General features: G+C 73.1%; 20 protein-coding genes. 13 read left to right on the forward strand and 7 right to left on the reverse strand.

From position 1 onward, the window contains the following. Positions 1 to 116: 116 nt before the first annotated feature. Both SNE206_RS00605 and SNE206_RS00610 read right to left on the reverse strand, forming a co-directional pair. Complete coding sequence (locus tag SNE206_RS00605) at positions 117 to 2,156, reverse strand: AAA family ATPase (protein WP_407911313.1); 2,040 nt, start codon at positions 2,154 to 2,156, stop codon at positions 117 to 119. A gap of 25 nt (positions 2,157 to 2,181) precedes the next feature. Beyond that, positions 2,182 to 3,162, reverse strand: a complete 981-nt coding sequence (locus SNE206_RS00610; protein WP_407911314.1) for an aldo/keto reductase — start codon at positions 3,160 to 3,162, stop codon at positions 2,182 to 2,184. Positions 3,163 to 3,363: 201 nt separating this feature from the next. Here SNE206_RS00610 and SNE206_RS00615 point away from each other — a divergent pair, with 201 nt between their 5' ends. After that, on the forward strand, positions 3,364 to 4,410 hold the full coding sequence (locus SNE206_RS00615) for an LLM class F420-dependent oxidoreductase (RefSeq protein ID WP_405010537.1): 1,047 nt from the start codon (positions 3,364 to 3,366) through the stop codon (positions 4,408 to 4,410). A 113-nt stretch (positions 4,411 to 4,523) separates the two neighbouring features. Here the strand turns inward: SNE206_RS00615 and SNE206_RS00620 are convergent, their stop codons facing one another. After that, on the reverse strand, positions 4,524 to 5,504 hold the full coding sequence (locus tag SNE206_RS00620) for a magnesium and cobalt transport protein CorA (protein ID WP_407911315.1): 981 nt from the start codon (positions 5,502 to 5,504) through the stop codon (positions 4,524 to 4,526). 192 nt (positions 5,505 to 5,696) lie between these two features. On the opposite strand from SNE206_RS00620, the gene SNE206_RS00625 reads away from it, so the two are divergent. From SNE206_RS00625 to mshC, 4 genes are all read left to right on the forward strand, one after another. Beyond that, positions 5,697 to 6,386 carry a histidine phosphatase family protein gene (locus tag SNE206_RS00625; RefSeq protein ID WP_407911316.1) on the forward strand — a complete coding sequence of 230 codons (690 nt, stop codon included), beginning with the start codon at positions 5,697 to 5,699 and terminating at the stop codon, positions 6,384 to 6,386. Positions 6,387 to 6,467: 81 nt separating this feature from the next. After that, the gene (locus tag SNE206_RS00630; protein WP_407911317.1) at positions 6,468 to 7,031 is read left to right on the forward strand and encodes a DUF3090 domain-containing protein; all 564 of its coding nucleotides are present in this window, start codon (positions 6,468 to 6,470) and stop codon (positions 7,029 to 7,031) included. Further along, complete coding sequence (locus SNE206_RS00635; protein ID WP_407911318.1) at positions 7,001 to 8,005, forward strand: SCO1664 family protein; 1,005 nt, start codon at positions 7,001 to 7,003, stop codon at positions 8,003 to 8,005. Before SNE206_RS00630 ends, SNE206_RS00635 begins: the two co-directional genes overlap by 31 nt. A gap of 89 nt (positions 8,006 to 8,094) precedes the next feature. Beyond that, positions 8,095 to 9,324 (forward strand): cysteine--1-D-myo-inosityl 2-amino-2-deoxy-alpha-D-glucopyranoside ligase, encoded by a 1,230-nt coding sequence (mshC, locus tag SNE206_RS00640; RefSeq protein ID WP_407911319.1) that lies wholly within the window; start codon positions 8,095 to 8,097, stop codon positions 9,322 to 9,324. 61 nt (positions 9,325 to 9,385) lie between these two features. On the opposite strand, the gene SNE206_RS00645 is transcribed toward mshC, so the two are convergent. Together SNE206_RS00645 and SNE206_RS00650 are read right to left on the reverse strand one after the other, a co-directional pair. Continuing rightward, complete coding sequence (locus tag SNE206_RS00645; protein WP_407911320.1) at positions 9,386 to 10,468, reverse strand: PAC2 family protein; 1,083 nt, start codon at positions 10,466 to 10,468, stop codon at positions 9,386 to 9,388. A 158-nt stretch (positions 10,469 to 10,626) separates the two neighbouring features. Beyond that, on the reverse strand, positions 10,627 to 11,421 hold the full coding sequence (locus tag SNE206_RS00650) for an SGNH/GDSL hydrolase family protein (protein WP_407911321.1): 795 nt from the start codon (positions 11,419 to 11,421) through the stop codon (positions 10,627 to 10,629). 125 nt (positions 11,422 to 11,546) lie between these two features. Between SNE206_RS00650 and SNE206_RS00655 the strand changes: the two genes are divergently transcribed. The 8 genes from SNE206_RS00655 to SNE206_RS00690 all read left to right on the forward strand — a co-directional run bounded on the left by SNE206_RS00655 (position 11,547) and on the right by SNE206_RS00690 (position 23,930). After that, complete coding sequence (locus tag SNE206_RS00655; RefSeq protein ID WP_405010531.1) at positions 11,547 to 12,560, forward strand: LacI family DNA-binding transcriptional regulator; 1,014 nt, start codon at positions 11,547 to 11,549, stop codon at positions 12,558 to 12,560. 565 nt (positions 12,561 to 13,125) lie between these two features. Further along, the gene (locus tag SNE206_RS00660; protein WP_407911322.1) at positions 13,126 to 17,418 is read left to right on the forward strand and encodes a discoidin domain-containing protein; all 4,293 of its coding nucleotides are present in this window, start codon (positions 13,126 to 13,128) and stop codon (positions 17,416 to 17,418) included. A gap of 554 nt (positions 17,419 to 17,972) precedes the next feature. Next, positions 17,973 to 19,376 (forward strand): extracellular solute-binding protein, encoded by a 1,404-nt coding sequence (locus SNE206_RS00665; RefSeq protein WP_407911323.1) that lies wholly within the window; start codon positions 17,973 to 17,975, stop codon positions 19,374 to 19,376. Between the two features lie 79 nt (positions 19,377 to 19,455). Then, entirely contained in the window at positions 19,456 to 20,400 is a 945-nt protein-coding gene (locus tag SNE206_RS00670) for a carbohydrate ABC transporter permease (protein ID WP_407911324.1), read from the forward strand. A gap of 15 nt (positions 20,401 to 20,415) precedes the next feature. After that, complete coding sequence (locus SNE206_RS00675) at positions 20,416 to 21,300, forward strand: carbohydrate ABC transporter permease (protein ID WP_407911325.1); 885 nt, start codon at positions 20,416 to 20,418, stop codon at positions 21,298 to 21,300. 32 nt (positions 21,301 to 21,332) lie between these two features. After that, positions 21,333 to 22,949, forward strand: a complete 1,617-nt coding sequence (locus SNE206_RS00680) for a glycoside hydrolase family 13 protein (RefSeq protein ID WP_407911326.1) — start codon at positions 21,333 to 21,335, stop codon at positions 22,947 to 22,949. A 34-nt stretch (positions 22,950 to 22,983) separates the two neighbouring features. After that, a complete protein-coding gene (locus SNE206_RS00685; RefSeq protein ID WP_405010525.1) occupies positions 22,984 to 23,346 on the forward strand; it encodes a DUF1304 domain-containing protein in 363 nt (120 codons plus the stop codon). After that, entirely contained in the window at positions 23,343 to 23,930 is a 588-nt protein-coding gene (locus SNE206_RS00690; RefSeq protein ID WP_407911327.1) for a TetR/AcrR family transcriptional regulator, read from the forward strand. Before SNE206_RS00685 ends, SNE206_RS00690 begins: the two co-directional genes overlap by 4 nt. Positions 23,931 to 23,966: 36 nt before the next feature. Here SNE206_RS00690 and SNE206_RS00695 read toward each other — a convergent pair whose 3' ends face one another. Together SNE206_RS00695 and SNE206_RS00700 are read right to left on the reverse strand one after the other, a co-directional pair. After that, positions 23,967 to 24,503, reverse strand: a complete 537-nt coding sequence (locus SNE206_RS00695; protein ID WP_407911328.1) for a GNAT family N-acetyltransferase — start codon at positions 24,501 to 24,503, stop codon at positions 23,967 to 23,969. Further along, positions 24,500 to 25,699, reverse strand: coding sequence for a hypothetical protein (locus SNE206_RS00700; protein WP_407911329.1), 1,200 nt, complete (start codon positions 25,697 to 25,699; stop codon positions 24,500 to 24,502). The genes SNE206_RS00695 and SNE206_RS00700 overlap by 4 nt, the downstream gene beginning before the upstream one ends. Positions 25,700 to 25,705: the final 6 nt, after the last annotated feature.

Below are 25,705 nucleotides of genomic sequence, written 5' to 3' on the forward strand. Positions count from 1 at the left end.
CCCTCGGCCCGGCCCCATCGCGCCGGGGGGGGGGGGGCCCGCCGGCCCCGGCCCGGGCCCCCCCCGCCGGGGGGCCGGCCGCGGCCGGCCCGCACGGCCGGACGCGGCCGGACCGCTCACGCCTCGCCGGTGTGCTCCGCGAGGATCGCCCGCAGGCGGGTCGTCCGGGGTGCGCCGGGCCGCTCGGCGACCGCCTGGGCCAGCAGCGGGCCCGCCGGGTGCACCACGGAGAGGTGCCGCTCCGCACGCCCGAACGCCGTGTACGCCCACTGCCGGGTGAGCAGGGCGCCCGCGTCGCCCGGGACGACGGCGACGACGCCCGGCCACCGCCGCCCGACCGCCTGGTGCGCGGTGAGCGCCCAGCCGTGCCGCAGACGGTCGGCCTGGGCGGGGGAGAGCGTGAGGCGGGCGCCGTCGGCGAGCTCCAGGTGGAGCCCGGCGGCGTCGCCGTCCAGCACCCGGCCGGGCAGGGTGGTGCCCGGGGCGGGCGACCAGGCGACCCGGTCACCCGGGTCGAAGCCGCCGAACGTGCCGGGGCCGGGGTTGAGCCGGGCCTTGGCGGCGGCGTTCAGCGCGCGGGTGCCGGCACTGCCCGCGTGGCCCGCGGTGAGCAGCACGACCTGCTCGGCGGGGATGCCGAGCGCGCGGGGGATGGAGTCGGCGAGCAGCTGGACGGCCCGGTGCACGGCCTCGCCGGCGTCCTGGACGGCCAGCACCACGACCTCCTTCTCCGGGGCCTCGACGGGCTGCAGCTCGCCGATCGAGATGCCGGAGACGAGCTCGCCGACGGGACCGAGGTCGGGCGTGCGGGACGCCACGACGGGGCAGAACTTCGCGGCGGCCAGATCGGCGAGGAAGCGTCCGGGACCGGCCGACCAGAGCTGGGCCGGGTCACCGCTGAGGACGAGCCGGGTGCCGTCGGCCAGCGCCTCCAGCAGGGTGGCGGCGAGTTCGACGTCGAGCAGCTGGGCGTCCGGGACGACGAGCAGGTCGAGGCCGAGGGTGCCGTCCACGGCGCGGCCCGGGCCGTCCGCGGTGCCGCCGAGAAGCCGGGCGAGGGTGGTGACCCGGGCGGCCGCGGGGGAGTCGTCCAGCAGGGCGCCGAGGGCGGCGCTGCCGTGGTCCGTCCAGGCCGCCGCCCAGGCGTTCAGGCCGAGGCCGTCGGCGGCGGCCAGCAGGGCGGCGAGCTCCGCGCGGGAGGCCTCGCCGCCGGTGTGGACGACCAGGGCGTCACCGGCCACCGCGCGGATCAGCGCGGCCGCCGAGGAGGAGGGCGCGGCAGCGGCGGCGGCCTCCCAGGCGGCGGGGCCGGGCCGGACCGGGACGTGCTCGGCCCCGTCCTGCGCGTCGTCGCCCGGCTCCGCGCCCTCGTCCTCCTCGCTGCCGCTGTCGGCCTCGGCACCGGCCTCGGCATCGGCAGCGGAATCCGTGCCGGAGTCGGCAGCGGAGTCGCTCTCCTGCCCGGTCTCCTCGCCGGCCGGTGCGTCGGTGCCGGGCACGAGGGTGGACCGCAGCCGGACGAGCCCCTCGCCGAGGCTCTCCTCGGCGAGGGCGAGCCGCTCCAGTGCCAGCAGGGTGCGGGTGGGGGGCTCCTCGTCCTCGTCGGCCGGGCGGTGCCCGGGCAGCTCCTCCTGGAAGGCCATCACCCGGCCGTCCACCACGGCCTCCTGCAGCGCGGCCGCGGCGTCCGGCACCCGGTGGGCCTCCAGGGCCGCCGCGACCTCGCCGATCTCCTGCGCGGAGTGGCCGCGCAGCACGGCCTGCTCCAGCAGCCACGGCACCAGGGCGCCCGCACGGCGCGGGTCGGCCGGGTCGGCGGTGGCGCCGAGGAGGCCGCGGGCGAAGCCGTCGGCCTGGTCGGGACGGACCCCGGGCAGGCCGAGGACGGCCCACGGGTCCTCGCGCAGCACCGCGCCGGCGCTCTCGCCGAGGGCGGCCACGGCCGGCCCGGCGAGCCCGGCGGGGGCGCCGCCGGCGGCCAGCGCCTCGGCGGCGGCCGCGAGCGCGGCCCGGTGCTGCTCGTCCGTGCGCGGCCCGGGGGCGGCGGCGGGTTCGGTGCCGGGCCCGGACGACGCCCCCGCCACGCGGATCGCCTCGGCGAGCGCGGCGACCGCCTCGGCCTGTCGCTCCGGGGCCGGCTGCTCCGCTTGCGTCATCTGTGTCTCCTCGCGGCCGACGGTGTCACAGCTCCGTCCAGCCCTGGTCCGGGTAGCGGTGCACCGGCGCCGAGACGTCGTCGAGCGCACCGCGGATCTCACCCGGAAGCGTAAGGGCCTCCACGGACAGGGCTGCCTGCAGCTGGGCGGACGTGCGGGCGCCGACCAGGGCGCTCGCCACGCCGGGCCGGTCGCGGACCCAGGCGAGGGCGACCTTCAGCGGGCTGGTGGCGAGCCCGTCGGCGGCGGTGGCGAGCGCGTCGACGATCCGGCGCGAGCGTTCGCCGAGGTACGGCTGCACGGTGCCGGCGTGGTGGGAGGAGGCCCCGCGCGACTCGGGCGGCACCCCGTGCCGGTACTTGCCGGTGAGCACGCCCCGGCCGAGCGGCGAGGAGGCGAGCACGCCGATGCCGGCGTCCAGGGCGGCGGGCAGCACCTCGCGCTCCAGGCCGCGCTGGAGCAGGGAGTACTCGAGCTGCGCGGCGGCGGGCGGCACCCGGGCGGGGTGGCCGTGCTGCCAGGAGGCGGCCTTGGCGAGCTGCCAGCCGCTGAAGTCGCAGACGCCGGTGTAGCGGGCGCGGCCGGAGGAGACGGCGATGTCGAGGGCGTGCAGGGTCTCGTCGAGCGGGGTGGCGGGGTCGTGGCCGTCGACCTGCCAGAGGTCGACGTGGTCCGTGTTGAGGCGGCGCAGCGAGGCGTCCAGTGCGGTGAGGAGGTGGCCGCGGGAGGCGTCGTGGCGGCGGCCTGGGCCGGGGCGGGCGCCGGCCTTGGTCGCGATGACGAGGTCGGAGCGCGGCACGAGGCCGTCGGTGAGCCGGGAGAGGAGGTACTCGGCGCCGCCGTCGGCGTAGGCGTCGGAGGTGTCCACGAGGGTGCCGCCGGCGTCGACGAAGGCCTTGAGCTGCTCGGCGGCCTCCTGCTCGTCGGTGTCGAGGCCCCAGGTCAGGGTGCCGAGGCCGATCCGGCTCACCGTGAGGCCCGTCCTGCCGAGGTGGCGCTGCTTCATGGGGGGTGCCCCTTCGTCGACGGGCTGGTACGGCAGGGTGGGGGCGGAGCCCACGAGCGCAGAGCGTAGCGGCCGCGACACGCCGGGTGGCGGAGACCCGCGCGACCGGGTGACGCAGCCCACAGCTACCCGCCGGTAGCCCGGGATCGGGCGGCGCGGCTACCCTCGCGGTAGGACCGACCGGAAGGCGTGGGCAGCGCAATGCGACTTGGCATCAACCTGGGGTACTGGGGACTCGGCATGGACGCCGACAACATCGCCGTCGCGCAGGAGGCGGACCGCCTCGGCTACGCGGTCTGCTGGGCCGCGGAGGCGTACGGCTCGGACGCCGCGACCGTGCTCAGCTTCGTCGCGGCGAAGACCGAGCGGATCGACGTGGGTTCGGCGATCTTCCAGATCCCGGCCCGTACGCCGGCCATGACGGCGATGACCGCGGCCACCCTGGACACCCTCTCCGGCGGGCGCTTCCGGCTCGGCCTCGGCGTGTCCGGCCCGCAGGTCTCCGAGGGCTGGTACGGCGTGAAGTTCGACAAGCCGCTGGCCCGCACCCGCGAGTACGTGGAGATCATCCGCAAGGCGATGGCCCGCGAGCGGCTGGTGCACGAGGGCGCCCACTGGACGCTGCCGCTGCCCGGGGGCCCGGGCAAGCCGCTCAAGCTGACCGTGCACCCGGTGCGCGAGCACATCCCGCTCTACATCGCGGCGATCGGCCCGAAGAACCTGGAGCAGACCGGCGAGATCGCCGACGGCTGGCTCGGCATCTTCTTCGCGCCCGAGCACGCCGCCCTCTCCCTCGACCCGCTGAAGGCGGGCCGCGCCACGGCCGGGCTGACCCTGGACGGCTTCGACCTCTGCCCGACCGTCACCATCGCGGTCGACGAGGACGTCCGGGCCGCCGCCGACGTGCAGCGCGACTACGCCGCGCTCTACATCGGCGGGATGGGCAGCAAGGACAAGAACTTCTACAACCAGCTGACCCGCCGCATGGGCTTCGAGCAGGCCGCGGACGAGATCCAGCAGCGCTACCTCGCCGGCGACAAGGCCGGCGCGGCCGCCGCCGTCCCGCACGAGCTGATCGACGCCACCTCGCTGATCGGCACCACCGAGCGGATCGCCGACCGGATGCAGGCCTACGCGGAGGCGGGCGTCACCACGCTCACCCTGGCCCCGGCCGGCTTCACCCTGGACGAGCGGATCACCGCACTGCGCACCGGCGCCGAGGCGCTGGAGCGGGCCGGCCTGGCCTGACGGGCGCCCCGGGCCCGTCCCGGCCTCCGCCCCGCGCGGAGGCCGGGCGCGGAGGCGGGGAGGCGGGGAGGCATCGGGGACAGAGGTGGGTGACGGAGCCCGCGGGCGGAGGCTCAGAGCCAGCCGGCCCGCTTGAACGACCGGTAGAGCACCGTGCAGGCCAGCGCCATCAGCCCGACCGCCGCCGGGTAGCCCCAGGGCTGCCGCAGCTCGGGCATGTGCTCGAAGTTCATCCCGTAGATGCCGGCGATCATGGTCGGCACGGCCGCCAGCGCGGCCCAGGCGGAGATCTTCCGCATGTCGTTGTTCTGCTGCACGCTGACCTGCGCGAGGTTGGCCGCCAGGATGTCGGTGAGCAGCCGGTCGAGCGCGTCTATCTGCTCGTTGACCCGGGTCAGGTGGTCCAGCACGTCCCGCAGGTAGGCCTGCAGGTCCTCCGGCACGAACGGCAGTCCGCCGCGCACCAGCCGGGTGGCGGGCTCCTGGAGCGGCGCGACCGCCCGCCGGAACGCCACCGCCTGCCGCTTGAACGAGTAGATCCGCTCGGCGACGCCGCGGGTGCGGCCGGGCGAGAAGACGTCGGCCTCCAGCTCGTCCAGATCGCCCTGGACGGTGGTGACGAGGTCGACGTAGTCGTCGACGACCCGGTCGCAGACCCCGTACAGCACGGCCGCCGGGCCCAGGGCCAGGATCTCGGGGCGCCCCTCCAGCTCCTTGCGCAGCGCGCCCAGCGGGCTGATGGCGCCGTGGCGGACGGTGATCACGAAGGCGTCGCCGACGAACATCAGCACCTCGCCGGTGACGACCGGCACGTCCGGCCGCTCGTAGGCCAGGGTCTTGACGACGGCGAAGACCGAATCCGGGTAGACCTCCAGCTTGGGGCGCTGGTGAGCGGCCGTCAGGGCGTCCTCGACGGCCAGCGGGTGCAGGTCGAACTCGGCCGCGACCAGGTCGAGTTCCTCGGCGGACGGGTCGTGCAGCCCGATCCACAGGAAGCCGTCCCCGGCGGCCCGCACGGCTTCCAGCGCGTCCGAGAAGTCCTCGGGGCCCTTCACCCGGTGGCCGTCCCGGTAGGTGGCGCAGTCGACGATCATGCGGACATTCTCCCGCGCCGACGCCCCGGCGGTCATCACATCCCGTCACATCCGCGGAAATCACACGCGACGGACACCGCCCGGCCCCGACCGCCCGTAGCCCCGCCCCGCACCCGCCCCACCACCCGTGCCCGTAGCCCGTCCCACCCCGCCCCGCACCCGCCCCCGGGTGCAGGCCTTAGGCTTGGCCGCATGCCCACGCTGCTGCTCGTACGCCACGGCCGCTCCACCGCCAACACCGCCGGTGTGCTGGCCGGGTGGACACCCGGCGTGGACCTCGACGACACCGGCCGCGAGCAGGCCGCCGCCCTGGTCGGACGCCTCTCCGGGGTGCCGCTGGCCCAGGTCGTCAGCAGCCCGCTGGAGCGCTGCCGGCAGACGCTCGCCCCGTTGCTCGCCGCCCGTCCGGAGCTCGGCGGCCCCGCCGTCGACGAGCGGTTCGGCGAATGCCGCTACGGCGACTGGACCGGCCGGCCGCTGCGCGAGCTCGCCGGGGAACCGCTCTGGCGCGTCGTCCAGGACCACGCCTCCGCCGCCGCCTTCCCGGGCGGCGAGTCGCTGCGCGAACTCTCCCACCGCACGGTCGACGCCGCCCGCGAGTGGAACGAGAAGGTCGCCGCCGAGCACGGCGAGGACGCGGTCTGGGCCGCGTGCACCCACGGCGACGTCATCAAGGCGGTCGTCGCCGACGCGCTCGGCCTGCACCTCGACCACTTCCAGCGGATCTCCGTCGAACCCTGCTCGGTCACCGCGATCCGCTACACCCCCCACCGCCCCTTCCTGCTGCGCCTCGGCGACACCGGCAGCCTCGCCGCGCTCGCCCCCCGGCCGGAGCGGCCGCAGGTGCCCGGCGGCGACGCCGTGGTCGGCGGAGCCGCTTGAGCAGACCGGCCGCAGCGTCCCCACGGCGCACGCCGTAGGGTGGCCGATGAGCCCGTCCGAATCCCGATCCGGAGCGAGAGAGTGCCCCGTCAGGTCTTCTTCTACGACCAGCCCGAGCGGTTCGTGGCCGGTACCGTCGGCCAGCCCGGTTCCCGCGCGTTCTACCTGCAGGCCAGCGCCCGCGGCCGGATCACCAGCGTGCTGCTCGAAAAGGCCCAGGTGGCCGCGCTCGCCGAGCGGGTCGAGGAGGTGCTCGACGAGGCGCTGCGGCGCAGCGGCGGCTCCACCGCGATCCCGGCGGTCGCCCCCACCGAACTCCTCGACAGCGCTCCGCTCGACGTGCCGCTGGAGGAGGAGTTCCGGGTCGGCACGATGGCGCTCGCCTGGGACAGCGCCGACGAGCGCCTCGTCGTCGAGGCCCAGGCCGTCGTCGAGGACGCCGAGGACGAGGAGACGGCCCTCTTCGAGGACGACGAGAACGGCCCCGACATGCTGCGGGTCCGGCTCACCGGCGCGATGGCCCGGGTGTTCGCCCGGCGCGCCCTCGACCTCGTGGCCGCCGGCCGCCGGCCCTGCCCGTTCTGCAACCTCCCGCTCGACCCGGAGGGTCACCTGTGCCCGCGCGCGAACGGCTACCGGCGCTGAACGACGCCGAGCAGCCCCAGGACCCGCAGACGCCGGCCCCCCGCGCCCCGGAACGGGGGCCGGAGCAGCCGCCCGAGCCCGGGCCTGAGCCCGAGCCCGAGCTTGAGCCCGAGCCCGGGCTTGAGCCCGAGCCCGGGCCCGGCCTCCCCGGCACCGACCCGGCCACCAGCGCCGCGCTCGCCGCCGACCTGCCCGCCGCCCTCGCCCTGCTGCGCGAGGGCCGGCTGGCCGTCCACGGCCGGCTCACCGACGCCTCCAACGCCGTCCTCTACTGCACGGTCGCGCTGGACGGCGTCACGGCCCCCTGCGTCTACAAGCCGGTCGCCGGCGAACGCCCGCTCTGGGACTTCCCCGACGGCACCCTCGCCGGCCGCGAGGCCGCCGCGTACGAGCTCTCCGCCGCCACCGGCTGGGCGCTGGTGCCGCCCACCGTGCTGCGCGACGGGCCGCACGGCCCCGGCATGGTGCAGCTGTGGGTCGAGCCCGACCCGGACGCCCCCGAACTCCTCGACCTCCAGGACCCGGACGGCCCGGCCCCCGGCTGGCTGCCGATCGTCCGCGCCGAGATCGAGGACGGGCGGACGGCGCTGCTGGTGCACCGCGACGACGACCGGCTGCGCCGGCTCGCGGTGCTCGACGCGGTGCTCAACAACGCCGACCGCAAGGGCGGCCACTGGATACCGGCCGCCGACGGCCGGATCTACGGCATCGACCACGGCGTGACCTTCAACACCGACGGCAAGCTGCGCACCCTGCTCTGGGGCTGGGCCGGGCAGCCGCTGACCGGCGAGGCCCGCGAGGTGCTGGGCCGGCTCGCCGCCGACCTCGACGGGCCGCTCGGCGGCCGCCTCGCCCCGCACCTCACGCCCGCCGAACTCGACGCGGCCCGCGCCCGGACCGCCGCCCTGCTGCGCACCGGGAGCCATCCGCTGCCGTCGGCGCAGTGGCCTTCTATTCCCTGGCCGCCGCTCTGATACCGATCCGGAACCGACGGCGAACGTAATCCGGCCGATCCCGTCGACTGGTTGGTCTTTCAAATGATCGCAAGGTTAGAGTCGGAGCCATGCATGCCTGGCCCGCCTCCGAGGTTCCCGCCCTGCCTGGTCAGGGGCTTCCCCTTCGAATCCACGACACCGCCACGAACAGTGTCCGGGAGGTCGTGCCCCAGGGCCCGACCGCCCGTCTCTACGTCTGCGGCATCACCCCGTACGACGCGACCCACCTGGGCCACGCCGCCACCTACACCACCTTCGACCTGGTGCAGCGGGTCTGGAAGGACGCCGGTCACGACGTCCTGTACGTGCAGAACGTCACCGACGTCGACGACCCGCTCCTGGAGCGCGCCGTCGCCACCGGCCAGGACTGGACCGAGCTCGCCGAGCGCGAGACCGCCCTCTTCCGCGAGGACATGACCGCCCTGCGGATGCTCCCGCCGGCGCACTACATCGGCGCCGTCGAGTCCATCCCGTGGATCGTCCCGCTGGTCAGGAAGCTGCTCGCGAGCGGCGCCGCGTACGAGCTGGACGGCGACGTCTACTTCTCGGTCGACGCCGACCCGCGCTTCGGCGGGGTCAGCGGCCTCGACCGCGAGGCGATGCTGCCGGTCTTCGCCGAGCGGGGCGGCGACCCGCAGCGCCCCGGCAAGAAGCACCCGCTGGACGCCCTGCTGTGGCTCTCCGCCCGCCCCGGCGAGCCCGCCTGGGACACCGAGCTCGGCCACGGCCGCCCCGGCTGGCACATCGAGTGCGTGGCGATCGCCCTGGAGTTCCTCGGCATGTCGTTCGACATCCAGGGCGGCGGCAGCGACCTCTCCTTCCCGCACCACGAGATGGGCGCGTCGCACGCGCAGGCCGTCACGGGCGAGCACCCGTACGCCCACGCCTACGTCCACGCGGGCATGGTCGCGCTGGACGGCCACAAGATGTCGAAGTCCCGCGGCAACCTCGTCTTCGTCTCGAAGCTCCGCCGCGAGGGCGTCGACCCGGCGGCCATCCGCCTCGCCCTGCTCGCCCACCACTACCGCAGCGACTGGGAGTGGACGGAGCACGACCTCACCCGGGCCCAGGAGCGCCTCGCCCGCTGGCGGGCCGCCGTCTCCCGGCCGGACGGCCCGGACGCGTCCGGCCTGCTCGCGGAGGTCCGGACCGCCCTCGCCGACGACCTGGACGCCCCGGCCGCCCTCGCGGCCGTCGACCGCTGGGCCGAGGGCCAGGCCGCGACCGGCGGCGAGGACATCGGCGCCCCCGGGCTGGTGTCGCGCACCGTGGACGCGCTGCTCGGCGTGGCGCTCTGACGGCGCACCCCGGACACGCCGCAGGGGCCACCGACCGGTGGCCCCTGCGGCGTTCCACGTCCTACTCGTCGTCCTTCGGCGCCTCGTCCTTCGGCGTCTCGTCCTTGGGTGCCTGGTCCTCCGGCGTCTCGTCCTTCGGCGCCTCGTCGGGCCCGGTCTCCGGTGCGTCCGGAGCCTCGCCGGCCGTGGCCCCGGGTGCGTCGGCGGTGGTGTCCGGCCCGTCGGTCCTGGGCTCCGGGGGAGCCTCCGTCGGGCGCTCCGCGACCGCGTGCCCGGCCACCGGCTTCTCCCCGGTCGGCCCGAGGTTGTCCCGGCGCCGCAGGTAACGCTCGAACTCCCGGGCGATGGCGTCGCCGGACGCCTCCGGCAGCTCCGCGGTGTCCTGCGCCTCCTCCAGCTGCTGCACGTACTCCGCCACCTCGCTGTCCTCGGCGGCGAGCTGGTCGACACCGAGCTGCCAGGCCCGGGAGTCGTCGGCGAGCTCGCCCGGCGGGATCCGCAGGTCGAGCAGGTCCTCCAGCTTGTTGATCAGCGCCAGGGTGGCCTTCGGGTTGGGCGGCTGCGCCACGTAGTGCGGCACCGCGGCCCAGAGCGTCACGGCCGGCACCCCGGCGTGGGCGCAGGCCTCCTGCAGCACGCCGACGATCCCGGTCGGGCCCTCGTACTTGCTCTCCTCCAGGTCGAGGGAGCGGGCGAGCGCCGCGTCCGAGGTGACGCCGCTGACCGGCACCGGCCTGCTGTGCGGGGTGTCGCCGAGCAGCGCACCCAGGATCACGACCAGCTCGACGCCCAGCTCGTGCGCGAAGCCGAGCAGCTCGTTGCAGTACGAGCGCCAGCGCATGCTGGGCTCGATGCCGCGGACGACCACCAGGTCGCGGATCTTCGGCTCGTTGACCCGCACCACCGACAGCCGGGTGGTGGGCCAGGTGATCCGGCGTACGCCGCCGTCCAGCCAGATCGTCGGACGGTTCACCTGGAAGTCGTAGTAGTCCTCGGCGTCCAGCGCGGCGAACACCTTGCCGCCCCAGGTCTCGTCGAGGTGTCCGACCGCGGCCGAGGCGGCGTCGCCGGCGTCGTTCCAGCCCTCGAAGGCGCAGATCATCACCGGGTCGATCAACTCGGGAACGTCCTCCAGCTCGATCACCCAGCGTCTCCCTCCGTCGGCCGGTGCCGCCCCCCTCCCGGCCCGCGGACCGGTGGCCGGCAGTCGGCCGGTCGAACCTCGCGTGGAACGCCGCGTTCCACGGTCCCTACCTGCCCAGCCTACGGGCTTTGATGCCTGCCCAGGCCGGAGTGGGCAGCCTATCCGAGCACGGCGTCCGACACGCTCGGCAGGTAGCCGCCGGACTGCCCGGACGCCTTCGGGTGGTACGACTCCCACAACGGGAGCGTGATCGGGTGGATCCACTCGTCCGGGCCGCCGCGGCAGGCGCCGTGGTCCGCGAACCCGGCCCGGACGTCGGCGAACCGGAACCCCTGCTTCGCCGATTGACGTCCGATCAGCTCGTCCAGCCGGTCGGTCAGCGCGTTGAAGCGCGACCGCCGCGCCTCCGTCCCGATGAGGCAGGTGCTGCCGGTGCCCAGCAGGTGCGGGTAGCCGGTCACCACCACCCGGGCCGCGGGGGCCTGCGCGTCGAGCGCGCGGTAGAGGGTGTCGAGCCGGCCGGGCAGTTCCTCGGCGAGCCGCCGCTCCGACTCGTCGAGCGCCGCGTCGCACCGGGCGTCGGTGGTGAGCGGCTGGAGGCAGGCGACGGCCGCGTCCGCGAAGGCGAGGTCGTTGCCGCCGATGGTGAGGGTGACGAGGGTGGTGTCCGCCGGCACCCGGGGGATCTGGTCGCGCAGCACGTCGGCGGTGAGGGCGCCGCTGCACGCGGCGAAGAGGAAGTCCGCCGGGCCGTGCCCGGCGCGCCAGAGCGCGGGGTAGGCGCCGGCGGAGCGGTGGCAGGCGCCGCTCGCCGGGTCGTAGCCGCCCGCGCCGACCCCGGCGGCGAAGGAGTCTCCGAGTGCGGCGTAGCGGTCGGCGGGCGCCGCCGACGCGGGGGCGGCGGACAGCATCAGGGGGACGGCGGCGAGGGCGGCGAGCAGCTTGGGACGCACGGTTCCTCCAGGAACGCACGGGCATGGTCGTCACGCACAGTAGCGCTACGGGTGCGTAACGCAAGCACCTTCCACTCTGCAAATCAGCGCAAGCGGTTTGCGCTTTTTGCCGTACACTCACAGCCATGACACGACGACTTGCCGAAGTGGCCAAGAAGGTCGGGGTGAGCGAGGCCACCGTCAGCCGAGTGCTGAACGAGAAGCCCGGCGTCTCCGAGGCGACCCGCGCGGCGGTGCTCACCGCTCTCGACGTGCTCGGGTACGAGCGCCCGACCCAGCTGCGGGGCGAGCGGGCCCGGCTGGTCGGACTCGTGCTCCCCGAGCTGCAGAACCCGATCTTCCCGGCGTTCGCCGAGGTGGTCAGCGGCGCCCTGGCCGGCCAGGGGTTCACCCCCGTGCTCTGCACCCAGACCGCCGGCGGGGTCTCCGAGGCCGACTACGTCGACCTCCTGCTGGAGCAGCACGTCTCCGGCATCGTCTTCTTCGGCGGCCTGTACGCGCAGGGCGACGCCCCGCACGAGCACTACGACCGGCTGGCCGACCGCAGCCTGCCGACGGTGCTGCTCAACGCCGCCATCGACGACCTCGACTTCCCCCGGGTGTCGTGCGACGACGCCGTCGCCGTGGAGCAGGCCGTGGGCCACCTGCGGCAGCTGGGACACAGCAAGATCGGCCTGGTGGTCGGTCCGGTCGACCACGTGCCGTCCCAGCGGAAGCTGGCCGCGGCCCGTGCGGCGCTGGCCAGGGTCGGTGCGGAGCTGCCGGACATCCACGTCGAGCGGGCGCTGTTCAGCCTGGAGGGCGGGCAGGCGGCGACGACCAGGCTGCTGCGCCAGGGGGTCACCGGGATCGTCTGCGCGAGCGACCCGCTGGCGCTGGGCGCGGTGCGCGCCGTCCGCCGCGCGGGGCTCTCCGTGCCCGACGACGTGTCGGTGATCGGCTACGACGACTCGTCGTTCATGATGTGCACCGACCCGCCGCTGACCACGGTGCGCCAGCCGATCGAGGCCATGGGGCGCGCGGCCGTGGAGCTGCTGGTGGGGGAGATCGCCGGGGTGAAGGTGACCCACGACGAGCTGCTCTTCGAGCCGGAGCTGGTGGTGCGGGGTTCGACCGCGCCGATGCGGCCGCGCGGCTGACGGCGGGCCGGACGCGGGGCTGCCGCGGATCGGCCGGGGGCCGATCGCAGCCGGTCAGGGCTTCCTGACGGACAGACAGATGCAGGGCGGGCACTCCGGTGCCCGCCCTTTTTTCGTGTGCACTCGGTCGGTGCGATCCGTTGACATGCCTGTAGCACCTCTGTAACTCTTGGCTGCCATCGCGCAAAACAGCTACAGATGAACGTCATTTTCTTGATTCCTTCTGCAACTTCCCCCACGAAGGCAGGAACCCCCATGGGAATCTCGTGCTGCCCGTCCTCGGCCCCCGATGCGACCGCCACCGCGGTCCGCCCGGCACCGGCCACCCGGACCCGGACCACCGGGCCCCACCCCGTCGTCGTCACCGCCCGGCCCGTCGGCCGGTGCACCGGACTCCACCACCCCGTCCGGTAGCTGACGCTCCACCACAGGTTTCGGACCGCCCCACTCGGTCGGCTGTCCGATCCGGGGCCTGCGCCCCGGTGCACCCGCGAGGGTGCCGCGCGGCGGAGCCGGGGGCCGCCACGCCGCGCACCATCACGAACCGCAGAGACAGAGGGACACAATGAGATCGAAGCGCACACTGCCGCGGCTCGGCGCCGCGACGGTCGCGACCGGCCTGCTGATGATGGTGATAGGCCCGGTCGTCCCGGCCCACGCCGCCGGCGGACCGAACCTCGCGGCCGGCAAGACCGTCACCGCCAGCAGCTCCACCGGCGAGCGCGTCGTGGCCAACGTCAACGACGGCAGCCAGGACAGCTACTGGGAGTCCAGCAACAACGCCCTGCCGCAGTGGGTCCAGGTCGACCTCGGCAGCGCCACCGCCATCGACCAGGTCGTGCTGAAGCTCCCTGCCGGCTGGGGCTCCCGCAACGAGACCCTGACGCTGCAGGGCTCCACCGACGGCTCGAACTTCTCCACCATCCTGGGCTCCGCCCTCTACGCGTTCGACCCGGGTGCGGGCAACACCGTCCGGCTCAACTTCGGTGCCACCACCACCCGTTTCGTCCGCGTCAACGTCAGCGCCAACACCGGCTGGCCGGCCGCGCAGTTCTCCGAGCTGGAGGTGTACGGCGCCACCAGCGCGTCCGGCAACCTCGTCCGCTCGGCGACCTCCAGCAGCGCCGTCGCGCCGTACGCGGCCGGCAACGCCGCCGACGGCAACACCGGCACCTACTGGGAGAGCAACAGCAGCTCCTTCCCCCAGTGGTTCCAGGCCGACCTCGGCTCCGCCGTGCCGGTCAACAAGGTCGTGCTGCGGCTGCCGTCCGCCTGGGAGAGCCGCAGCGAGACGCTGAAGCTCCAGGGCTCCAGCGACGGCACCAACTTCACCGACCTGGTGGCCTCCGCCGCGTACGCCTTCAACCCGGCGACCGGCAACACCGTCACCATCAACGTCAGCACCGTCACCACCCGGTACGTGCGGGCGACCTTCACCGCGAACAGCCAGTGGCCCGCGGCCCAGCTGTCCGAGTTCGAGGTGTACGGCCCGAGCTCCGGCGACACCCAGGCGCCCACCGCGCCCGGCGGCCTGGCGTTCACCCAGCCCGGCTCCGGCCAGATCAGGCTGACCTGGAACGCCGCCACCGACAACACCGGCGTCACCGGCTACGACGTGTACGCCAACGGCTCGCTGCTGACCAGCGTCGCGGGCAACGTCCTCACCTACACCGACACCCGTGCGGACAGCGCCACCGTCTCGTACTACGTGAAGGCCAAGGACGCCGCGGGCAACCAGTCGGCCGCCAGCGCCACCGTCACCCGCACCGGCGCCACCGGCGACACCCAGGCGCCCAGCGCCCCCGCCGGCCTGGCGTTCACCCAGCCGGCCTCCGGTCAGATCAGGCTGACCTGGGGCGCGTCGACCGACAACACCGGCGTCACGGGCTACGACGTGTACGCCAACGGCTCGCTGCGCGCGAGCGTCGGCGGCAGCGTGCTGACCTACACCGACAGCCAGCCCGACAGCGCCACGGTCTCGTACTACGTGAAGGCCAAGGACGCCGCCGGCAACCAGTCGGACACCAGCAACACCGTGATCCGCACCGGCCAGACCGGCGGCACCGGCACCAACCTGGCCGCCGGCAAGCCGATCACCGCCAACTCCTCGGTGTTCACCTTCGTCGCGGCCAACGCCAACGACAACGACACCGCCACCTACTGGGAGGGCGCGGGCGGCAGCTACCCGAACACCCTCACCGTGGCGCTCGGCTCCAACGCCGACACCAGCTCGGTGGTCGTGAAGCTCAACCCGGCCTCCGCCTGGGGCGCCCGCACCCAGACCATCGAGGTGCTGGGCCGCGAGCAGAGCAGCTCCTCCTTCACCAGCCTGTCCGCCGCGAAGGCGTACACCTTCGACCCGGCCTCGGGCAACACGGTGACCATCCCGGTCTCCGGGCGGGCCGCCGACGTCCAGCTGAAGATCACCTCCAACACCGGCTCCTCCGCGGGTCAGGTCGCCGAGTTCCAGGTCGTCGGCGTCCCGGCGCCCAACCCGGACCTGCTGGTCACCGCGACGACCGTCAGCCCGGCCAACCCGGTCGAGACCGACGCCCTCACCCTCGCCACCACGGTGAGGAACCAGGGCACCGCGGCCTCCGCCGCCACCTCGGTGAACCTCTACCTCGGTTCGACCAAGGTCGGCACCGCCCAGGTCGGCGCCCTCGCGGCCGGTGCCTCCAGCACCGTCAACGTGAGCGTCCCCGCGCAGAACGCGGGCAGCTACCAGCTCGTCGCGAAGGTCGACGAGTCCAACGCGGTCATCGAGCAGGACGAGACCAACAACACCTTCACCGCGGCCGCCAACCTGGTCGTGGCGCAGGTCGCGAGCTCCGACCTGGTGGCCTCCCCGGTCTCCTGGTCGCCCTCCAACCCGGCCGCGGGCAACGCCGTGAACTTCACGGTCGCCATCAAGAACCAGGGCACCTCGGCCGCCGCCTCCGGCAGCCACGGCGTCACCCTGACCGTCGCGGACGCCACCGGCGCCGTGGTCAAGACGCTGACCGGCTCCTACAGCGGTGCCATCGCGCCGGGCGCCACCACCTCCCCGGTGTCGCTGGGCAGTTGGACGGCCGTCAACGGCAAGTACACGGTGAAGACGGTCATCGCGACCGACAGCAACGAGCTGCCGGTCAAGCAGGCCAACAACACCACCAGCCAGGGCCTCTACATCGGCCGCGGCGCGAACATGCCGTTCGACATCTACGAGGCCGAGGACGGCGTCCTGGCGGGCGGCGCGGCCGTGGCCGGCCCGAACCGCACCATCGGCGACATCGCCGGCGAGGCGTCCGGCCGCAAGGCCGTCACGCTCAACTCGACCGGTGCGTCGGTGGAGTTCACCACCAAGGCGAGCACCAACTCGCTCGTCACCCGGTTCTCCATCCCGGACGCGGCGGGCGGCGACGGCATCAACTCGACGCTGAACGTCTACGTCGACGGCACCTTCCTGAAGGCCGTCAGCCTGACCTCCAAGTACTCCTGGCTGTACGGCAACGAGACCTCTCCGGGCAACGGCCCGAGCGCCGGCGGCCCGCGCCACATCTACGACGAGGCCAACCTGCTGCTCGGCACCACCGTGCCGGCCGGTCACAAGATCAAGCTGCAGAAGGACGCGGCGAACAGCACCAGCTACGCCATCGACTTCGTCAGCCTGGAGCAGGCGACCCAGATCGCGAACCCGGACCCGGCGAAGTACGCGGTGCCGACCGGCTTCACCCACCAGGACGTGCAGAACGCCCTGGACAAGGTGCGGATGGACACCACCGGCACCCTGGTCGGCGTCTACCTGCCCGCCGGTGACTACCAGACCTCGAACAAGTTCCAGGTCTACGGCAAGGCGATCAAGGTCGTCGGCGCGGGTCCGTGGTTCACGCGGTTCTTCGCCCCGACCGACCAGAGCAACACCGACGTGGGCTTCCGCGCGCAGAACACCGCCAACGGCTCGACCTTCTCCGGGTTCGCCTACTTCGGCAACTACACCTCGCGCATCGACGGTCCCGGCAAGGTCTTCGACTTCGCCAACGTCGCGGACATCACGATCGACAACATCTGGACCGAGCACATGATCTGCATGTACTGGGGTGCCAACACCGACAACATGAAGATCACGAACTCCCGGATCCGCGACACCTTCGCCGACGGCATCAACATGACCAACGGCTCCACCGACAACCTGGTCTCCAACAACGAGGCCCGCGCCACCGGTGACGACTCCTTCGCGCTGTTCTCCGCCATCGACGCCGGCGGCGCCGACGAGAAGAACAACGTCTTCGAGAACCTCACCACCATCCTGACCTGGCGTGCGGCGGGTATCGCGGTGTACGGCGGCTACGCCAACACGTTCCGCAACATCTACATCGCGGACACCCTCTGCTACTCCGGCATCACCATCTCGTCGCTGGACTTCGGCTACGCGATGAACGGCTTCGGCGCCTCGCCGACGACCGACCTGCAGAACATCTCGATCGTGCGGTCCGGCGGCCACTTCTGGGGCTCGCAGGTCTTCCCGGCGATCTGGGTCTTCTCGGCCTCCAAGGTCTTCCAGGGCATCCGCGTCAGCGACGTCGACATCGTCGACCCGACCTACAGCGGCATCATGTTCCAGACCGGCTACACCGGCGGCCAGCCGCTGTACCCGGTGAAGGACACCGTCTTCACCAACATCTCGATCACCGGCGCGAAGAAGAGCGGCGACGCCTTCGACGCGAAGTCCGGCTACGGCGTCTGGGCGAACGAGATGCCCGAGGCGGGCCAGGGTCCGGCGGTGGGTGAGGTCGTCTTCAACCACCTGACGACGAGCGGCAACTTCAAGGACATCCAGAACACGACGTCGACCTTCAAGATCACGGTCAACCCGTAACGATTGCGCAAACGAAGCAGGGCGGGCGCCCGACGGCCCGCCCTGCTTCGGCATGTCCGGGGCCGTTTGCGGTGGCCCCGGAGCGCCGGCCGGTGGTGCCCGGGGCGGGGCGGATTCGTTCGGGACACGGTCAGGACACGGTCGGGCCACGACCTCGCAGCCGGGCCCCGGAGCCCCAACGGGCCTGCAGGGGCCGGTTTCGGGCCCTGGCGGCCCGGGTGGGCCGGATCGGTCCGGGAGGGGGCCGCGAGGCGCCCTGAGGGCCGTTGCGGGCTCGTCCGCAGGCCAGGGCGGGACAGTGGGCCGTCGGCGGACGCCACGGAAGTCGCAAGGTCTACGTCAGGTTTTTGCGAAATCTCGTCGACATCTTGTGGACATCTGTCGGGGCTGGTTAAGTAGTCGACACCAGCCGGCGCTGCCGCAAGCAGCGTCCGTGGCTCGGCCTTGCACGCTTCCCCTTCCCCGGGTGTCTCCCGGGGACGGCCCCCCACCGGAATTCCACGGGCACCCCCGCGCCTTGGCGCCGCCCACCGTGCTTGAAAGGGTCCATCCGCATGAACAGAGACCGGCTCGTCCGCAGAACCGTCGCCTTCGCCGCCGCTGCGGGCCTTGCGCTCACCGCGGCCGCCTGCTCCTCCTCGGGCAGCGGCGACTCGGGCACCTCCGGCGACTCCGGCAAGCCGGCGGCCAGCGCGACGCTCGACCCGAACACCAAGGTCACCATCAGCATCGACTGCCAGCCGCCGACCACCAAGCCTGCCGAGCGCAAGGAGTGGGCGGAGGACGTCGCGGCGTTCAACAAGCTCTACCCGAACGTCACGATCAACTCCAAGGACGCCTCGCCCTGCGAGGAGCCGGCCTCCTTCACCGCCCAGCTCAAGGGCAAGACCCAGCCGGACGTCTTCTACACCTACTTCACGGACCGCGAGCAGGTCCTGGACGCGGACGGCGCCGAGGACATCACGGCCTACGTCAACGACCAGACCGTGCCGGCCCTCAAGGACATCGACCCCTCGGTCATGTCCACCCTGAAGTCGGAGGGCAAGCTCTACGGCCTGCCCACCACCAACTACAAGATGGGCCTGCTCTACAACCGCGCCCTCTTCAAGCAGGCCGGCCTCGACCCCGAGAAGCCGCCGACGACGTGGGCCGAGATCCGTGAGGCGGCCAAGAAGATCGCCGCGCTCGGCAACGGCGTCAACGGCTACGGCGACTACAGCGCCACCAACCAGGGCGGCTGGCACTACACCGCCGAGCTGTACGGCCTCGGCGGCTCGATGACCACCGAGGACGGCAAGAAGGCCGCCTTCAACACCCCCGAGGGCAAGCAGGTCCTGCAGAACCTGTACGACATGCGCTGGACCGACAAGGTCATGGGCGAGACCCAGAGCCTCAAGTGGCCCGACCTGATGACCCAGATGTCGACCAACAAGCTCGGCATGTACATCGGCGCGCCGGACGACATCACGTACATGGTCCAGACCCTCAAGGGCAAGTACGAGGACTACGGCATGGGCCCGATGCCGGGCGGCAAGTCGGCCCTGCTCGGCGGCGCCGACTACATGTTCAAGAAGGGGTCCACCCCGGACCAGATCAAGGCCGGCATCGCCTGGGTCAACTTCAAGTTCCTCACCATGGGCAAGGGCCAGTTCGACTACGCCCGCACCAAGACCGACGGCCTGCCCGTCGGCCTGCCCCAGCCCTTCTTCTTCGGCGGTTCCACGCTGGAGGAGGACAACAAGCTGAAGGCCGCGAGCGCCACCGTCCCGGTCGCCAACTACGCGCCCTACCTGGCCGTCCAGGTGCCCGGCAAGACCGAGCCCGCCAACGCCCAGCAGATCTACAAGGTCCTGGACAACGCCGTCTCGGCCGTCCTGACCGACAAGAACGCCAACGTCGACAAGCTGCTCTCGGACGCCGAGAGCCAGGTCAACCAGGTTCTGGCGAACCTCCAGTAACGGCTCGCGGGGGCCGGCCGGCGGGCCGGCCCCCGCGTCGCCCTGGACAGACCGGCCCGACCGACCAGGAGTACTTCCCATGGCAGCGATCAGCGTCTCCGCACGGCGGAAGACCGAGCCAGCGGCACCGGACACCGCGCCCGCGGGCCGCGCCGCCTTCCGTCAGCGCCTCCGCCGGAATCTCACCGGCCACGGCTTCCTCATCGGGGCGCTGCTCTGCTTCGCCTACTTCTCGTGGTACCCGATGGTCCGCGAAGTCATCATGAGCTTCCAGAAGACCAAGCGCGGCAAGACCACGTGGGTCGGCATGGAGAACCTGGACCGCATCTTCCAGGACCCGGACTTCTGGCACGCCTGGCGCAACACCCTGCTCTTCACCCTGCTGGCGCTCGTCCTCGGCTTCGCCGTCCCCTTCGTGGTGGCCGTGCTGCTGAACGAGCTCCGGCACGCCAAGTCGTACCTGCGCATCCTGGTGTACCTGCCGGTGATGCTCCCGCCGGTCGCCTCGGTGCTGCTCTTCAAGTACTTCTACGACCCCGGCTACGGCCTCTTCAACGCGATCCTGAAGTCGCTGCACCTGCCGACCTCGGCCTGGCTCAACTCGCCGGACACCGCGATGCTCTCCGTGGTCATCGCGGCGACCTGGATGAACATGGGCGGCGCGACCCTGATCTACCTCGCCGCGCTGCAGGGCATCCCCGGCGAGCTGTACGAGGCCGCGGAGCTCGACGGGGCCGGCCTGCTGCGCCGGATCTGGCACGTCACCATCCCGCAGACCCGGCTGATCCTGTCGCTGCTCCTGCTGCTCCAGGTCGTCGCGACCATGCAGGTCTTCGTCGAGCCCTACCTGCTGACCGGCGGCAACGGCCCGCAGAACTCGACGCTGACCGTCGTCAACCTCATCTACCAGTACGCCTTCAGCTTCAACAACTACGGCAGCGCCTCGGCGCTCGGCCTGGTCATGCTGCTCGTACTCGCCGGCTTCTCCGCGCTGTACGTGCGCCTGAGCCGCACCACCGACTAGGACGGGAGCCCCGCCATGGCAGACACCTCGACCCGTACCCTGATCTCCGAGACGCAGCTGAACCGCCCGCTGGGCCGGGCGATCTACTGGACCGTCCTCGTCCTGGTGGTCATCGGCTTCACGCTGGTCTTCCTCGGCCCGCTGTACTGGCTGGTCACCGGTGGACTCAAGTCCACCCAGGAGGTCATCCAGAACCCGCCGACCTTCTTCCCGAAGCAGATCCACACCGACACGTACAGTGAGGCGTGGTCCAAGCTCAACATGGGTCGGCTGCTCTTCAACACGCTGTACTACGCGTTCGGGGCGCTGGCCTTCCAACTGGTCTTCGACGTCGCCGCGGCGTACTCGCTGTCGAAGCTGCGGCCGGTGCTGGGCAACGTCATCCTCGGCATGATGCTGGCCACGCTGATGATCCCGTCCGCGGTGCTGGTCGTGCCGCAGTACCTGACGGTGCTCGACCTGCCGCTGGTGCACGTCAACCTGATCAACACCCCGTGGGCGATCTGGCTGCCGACCGTGGCCAACGCCTTCAACATCTTCCTGCTGAAGCGCTTCTTCGACTCCATCCCGGAGGAGCTGATGGCCGCGGCCGCGATCGACGGCGCGTCGCCGCTGCGCGCGCTGTGGTCGATCGTGCTGCCGATGTCCCGGCCGATCCTCGGCGTGGTCTCGATCTTCGCCGTGGTGAACGTCTGGAAGGACTTCCTGTGGCCGCTGCTCGTGCAGCCGGACCCGAAGAACCAGCCGCTCAACATCGGCATCAACTCGCTCTCCATCGGTGTCCCGCAGAACGTCGTGATCGCCGCCCTGGCGATCGCCTCGGTGCCGACGGTCGTGTTCTTCCTGATCTTCCAGCGCAACATCATGGCCGGCCTGACTTCTGGCGGGCTCAAGGGCTGACGCCCGGTCATTTCGCGAAAGGACTACCCACCGTGGTACTGCAGCCCGACCGCCCGGACTGGTGGCGAGACGCGGCGATCTACCAGGTCTACCCGCGGAGTTTCGCCGACGGCAACGGCGACGGCACCGGAGACCTGGCGGGCATCCGCGCCCGGCTCCCGTACCTCGCCGAACTCGGTTTCGACGCCGTGTGGTTCAACCCCTGGTACCCGTCCCCGCTCAAGGACGGCGGCTACGACGTGGCCGACTACCGTTCGATCGACCCGGTCTTCGGCACGCTGGAGGAGGCCGAGAAGCTGATCGCCGAGGCGCTCGACCTCGGCATCCGCACCGTCGTCGACATCGTGCCGAACCACGTGTCGAGCGAGCACCCGTGGTTCCGTGCTGCACTGGCGGCGCCGGTCGGCAGCCCCGAGCGCGAGCTGTTCCACTTCGCCGAGGGGCGCGGCGAGAACGGCGAACTCCCGCCCAACAACTGGAAGTCGGAGTTCGGCGGCTGCCCCTGGACGCGCATCGCGGACGGGCAGTGGTACCTCCACCTCTTCGCCACCGAGCAGCCCGACCTCAACTGGGCGCACCCGCTGGTCCGCCAGGAGCACGAGGAGATCCTCCGCTTCTGGTTCGACCGCGGCGCGGCCGGCGTCCGGATCGACTCGGCCGGCCTGCTGACCAAGGAGCCGGGCCTGCCCAGCTTCGAACTCGGCGTGGACACCCACCCGTTCGTCGACCGTGACGACCTGCACGACATCTACCGGTCCTGGCGCGCCATCGCCGACTCGTACGAGCAGCCGCGCGTGCTGATCGGCGAGATCTGGGTGCCGGACACCGAGCGGTTCGCCCGCTACCTGCGCCCGGACGAGCTGCACACCGCGTTCAACTTCGACTTCCTGGCCCGCCCCTGGGCCGCCGCCGAACTGCGCGCCTCCATCGACGGCACGCTCGCCGCGCACGCCCCGGTCGGTGCCCCCGCCACCTGGGTGCTGTGCAACCACGACGTGACCCGCACGGTGACCCGGTACGGCCGCGCGGACACCCGGTTCCAGTTCTCCGCCAAGGCGTTCGGCACGCCGACCGACCGCGCGCTCGGCGTCCGCCGCGCCCGCGCCGCGGCGCTGCTGTCGCTGGCCCTGCCGGGGTCGCTGTACATGTACCAGGGCGAGGAGCTCGGCCTGCCGGAGGTCGAGGACCTGCCGCTGAGCACCCTGCAGGACCCGATGCACTTCCGCTCCGGCGGCACCGACCCGGGCCGTGACGGCTGCCGGGTGCCGATCCCGTGGTCCGGCGATGCGGCGCCGTACGGCTTCGCGCCGGAGGGCGTCGAGCCGTGGCTGCCGCAGCCCGAGGACTGGGCCGCGCTCACGGTGGCGGCGCAGACCGGCGACCCCGACTCGATGCTGGAGCTCTACCGGGAGGCGCTGCGCATCCGCCGGGAGCGGATCGGCGGGGAGTTCGGCTGGCTGCCGGCCGACCCGGAGGTGCTGTCGTTCCGGCGTGCCGACGGCTTCGGCTGCCTGGTCAACCTCGGTGCGGAGCCGGTGGCGCTGCCCGGGGGTGCCGCGCCGCTGCTGGCGAGCGGTCCGCTGGCGGAGGACGGGACGCTGCCCGCCGACACGGCCGTGTGGTTCGAGATCCTGGACACTCGTCTATGATGCCTGGACAGGTGTCCAGAAAGTAGGAGTGGTCATGCAGACGGCGGCGAGCGTCCTGGTGGGTCTGGTGGCGGCCCTGCACGCGTACATCCTGGTGCTGGAGATGTTCCTCTGGGAGCGCTCCCCCGGCCGGAAGCTCTCCGGCTTCGACGCCGGGCTCGCGCGCACGACCGCGCCGCTCGCCGCCAACCAGGGCCTCTACAACGGGTTCCTCGCGGCCGGCCTGGTCTGGGGCCTCGTCGCCGCGGACCCGGTCGGCCACGACGCGCAGGTCTTCTTCCTCTGCTGCGTCGTCGTCGCCGGCGTCTACGGCGCCGCCACGGCCAACCGCCGCATCCTGGTCGCGCAGGCGCTGCCCGGGGCGGTCGCCCTCGCCGCCGTACTGGCCGCCGGATGAGCGATCCGCGCGCCGAGCGCACCCGGGACGCCCTGCGGGCGGCACTCCTCGCCGAGTGCGCGGAGCGGCCGCTCGCCGAGGTCAGCGTCTCCGCCGTGGTCCGCCGCGCCGGGCTCGGCCGGGCCACCTTCTACCTCCACTACGTGGACCTGCGGGCGCTCGCCGTCGACGCCTGCGGGGAGGTGGCCGACCGCGCGGTGGACGCCCTCCACGCCTGGCGGGGGCCCGTGGACCCGGCCGCCCCGCCGCCCGCGCTCGGTGCGTTCCTGACGGACAGCGCCGACCGTGCCGCGCTCCACCGGGCGCTGCTCGCCCCGGGCGGCGGCGGCCCGCTCGGCGACCTGCTGCACGAGCGCCTGCGGGCCCGCAGCCGCGCCGAACGCGAACGGGCCGGCGCCCCGCACGCCGACACCGTGGCCTCCGCGGTCGCGGCGGCCTTCACCGGCCTCTTCGCCGACTGGCTGCACGGCCTGATCGACACCGACGCGGAGACGCTCGCCGCCCGCACGTGGCGCCTGCTGATCGCCCTGCACCGGGCGCCGCTCGACGCCCCGCCCGGCCCCGCGGACCCGCACGAGGCGTGACCCCGCGACCGGGCGGCCGTTCGCAGGCCCGGCCGGTCAGCCCAGGTTGGCGGCCCAGATCCAGTCGAGGCCGTCCGAGCCGATCTCGTCCAGGTGGTCGGCGCGGACGAGCCCCGCCCGCAGGGCGACGCGCTGCGACGCGGTGTTGGCGGGCCTGATCCGCGCGACCAGCGGCAGCCCGGGCAGCTCCCGCAGCGACCAGGCGACGACCGCCCGCGCGGCCTCGCCCGCGATCCCCAGGCCCCAGTGCGCCGGGTCGAGCCGGTAGAAGAGGTTCAGCGCCCGCAGTCCGCTCAGCACCGTCGGCTTGATCCCGCAGAAGCCCAGCACCTCCGGCTCGCCGTGGCGGCGCACCACCCGGTACCCGTAGCCGTGCGTGCGCCACCCGGCGTCCCAGCGCCGGTAGATCTCCTCGGCCTCGGCCCGGTCCGCGAGGACGTCGGAGGGGTTGTGGGCGCAGGCCCGCGGGTCGCTGTGCACGCGCAGCATCGCGTCGACGTCCGCCGGGCCGGGCCGGCCGAGGACCAGCCGCCGCGTCGTCAGGTCGGTGCCGGGGAACGGCGGCGCGCTCACCGGCGTGCCGCCGCGGCGCCGCCCGCGCACCAGCCGCTCCGGTAGGCCTCCCAGTCGGCGGGTGTCGCGGTGAAGTCGACGTACAGGGCGAGCCCGAAGTTCTGCCGGTCGCTGCGGCCGAGCGCCAGCCGGGCGCCCCGGACGGCCGCCGTCACCGTCTCCGCCGAGCCGCGGTGACTGTAGTCGTCCTCCCAGTACGCGGGCAGTCCCATCAGCAGGTCGACGTCCGCGGGGGTGGCCTCCAGGGCGAGCGCGGTCTGCTGGGCGACGTACCCGCCGTAGAGCGACTCCAGCTGCATCGAGGTGTCGTACGACATCACCGCGACCTGGTCGACCCGCCGGGCGACCTGCCCGAAGTACGCCTGCGACCACCACTTGCCGTGGTGGGTGAGCGCGAGGCCGACCCGGTGCAGGCCCGGCAGCGGGTCGATCTGCGGGGCGGCCACCGAGAACGGCACCTGCCGGGCGGCGGTCACCGCGTGCACCCCGTCGAGCAGTGCGAGGAAGCCCGCGGAGCCGGAGTGCACGGGTTCCATGTCGAAGTGCACCCCGTCGAAGCCCTGGTCGAGCACCTGCCGGGCGGAGGCCGTGACGCGGTCGCGCACGTCGGCGCGGTCGAGGTGCAGGCCGTCCTTCTCCGGGGCGACGACGTCGCCGAGCCAGGCCTGCACCCGGACGCCGGGCAGCAGCCGGTGCACGTCCTGCACGAGCTGCGCGGCCCGCGGGGAGCGGTCGGCGCGCAGCGAGCCGTCGTGCTCCAGCGGCCCGGTGTGCACGTAGAGGTCGTGGATGCCGGTGCCGGCCAGCCGTGCGGCGAGCGCGGTCAGGTCGGCCCCGGTCCGGCGGCCGTCGACCCAGGCGTGGCCCATCCAGAGGGCGTCCCGGCCGCGCGTCCTGGCCTCGGCGGACGGTTCGCCCGCGTACTGCAGGCGCAGCGCGGCCGCCGCCGCGGCCACCGGAAGGAGTAACAGGCCCCAGGCCAGGCAGACGCAGACCACCACCCTCCGCCGCCGCGTCCACCCGCGCCACCGTGCCCGCAACCTGCCCGGTTCCGTCCCGGTTCTCCGACGCACGACACCCCTTCCGTCCGGTCCGTTCGTGTGGTGAGGACGCCCAGGATGCGAAACGGGTTCCGTCTGCGGGCAGGTGTCCGGATACGCTGGCGGCGTGCATCCCCGTTCACGGAGGGGACGCATAGCCGA

The organism is Kitasatospora sp. NE20-6 (assembly GCF_045862635.1).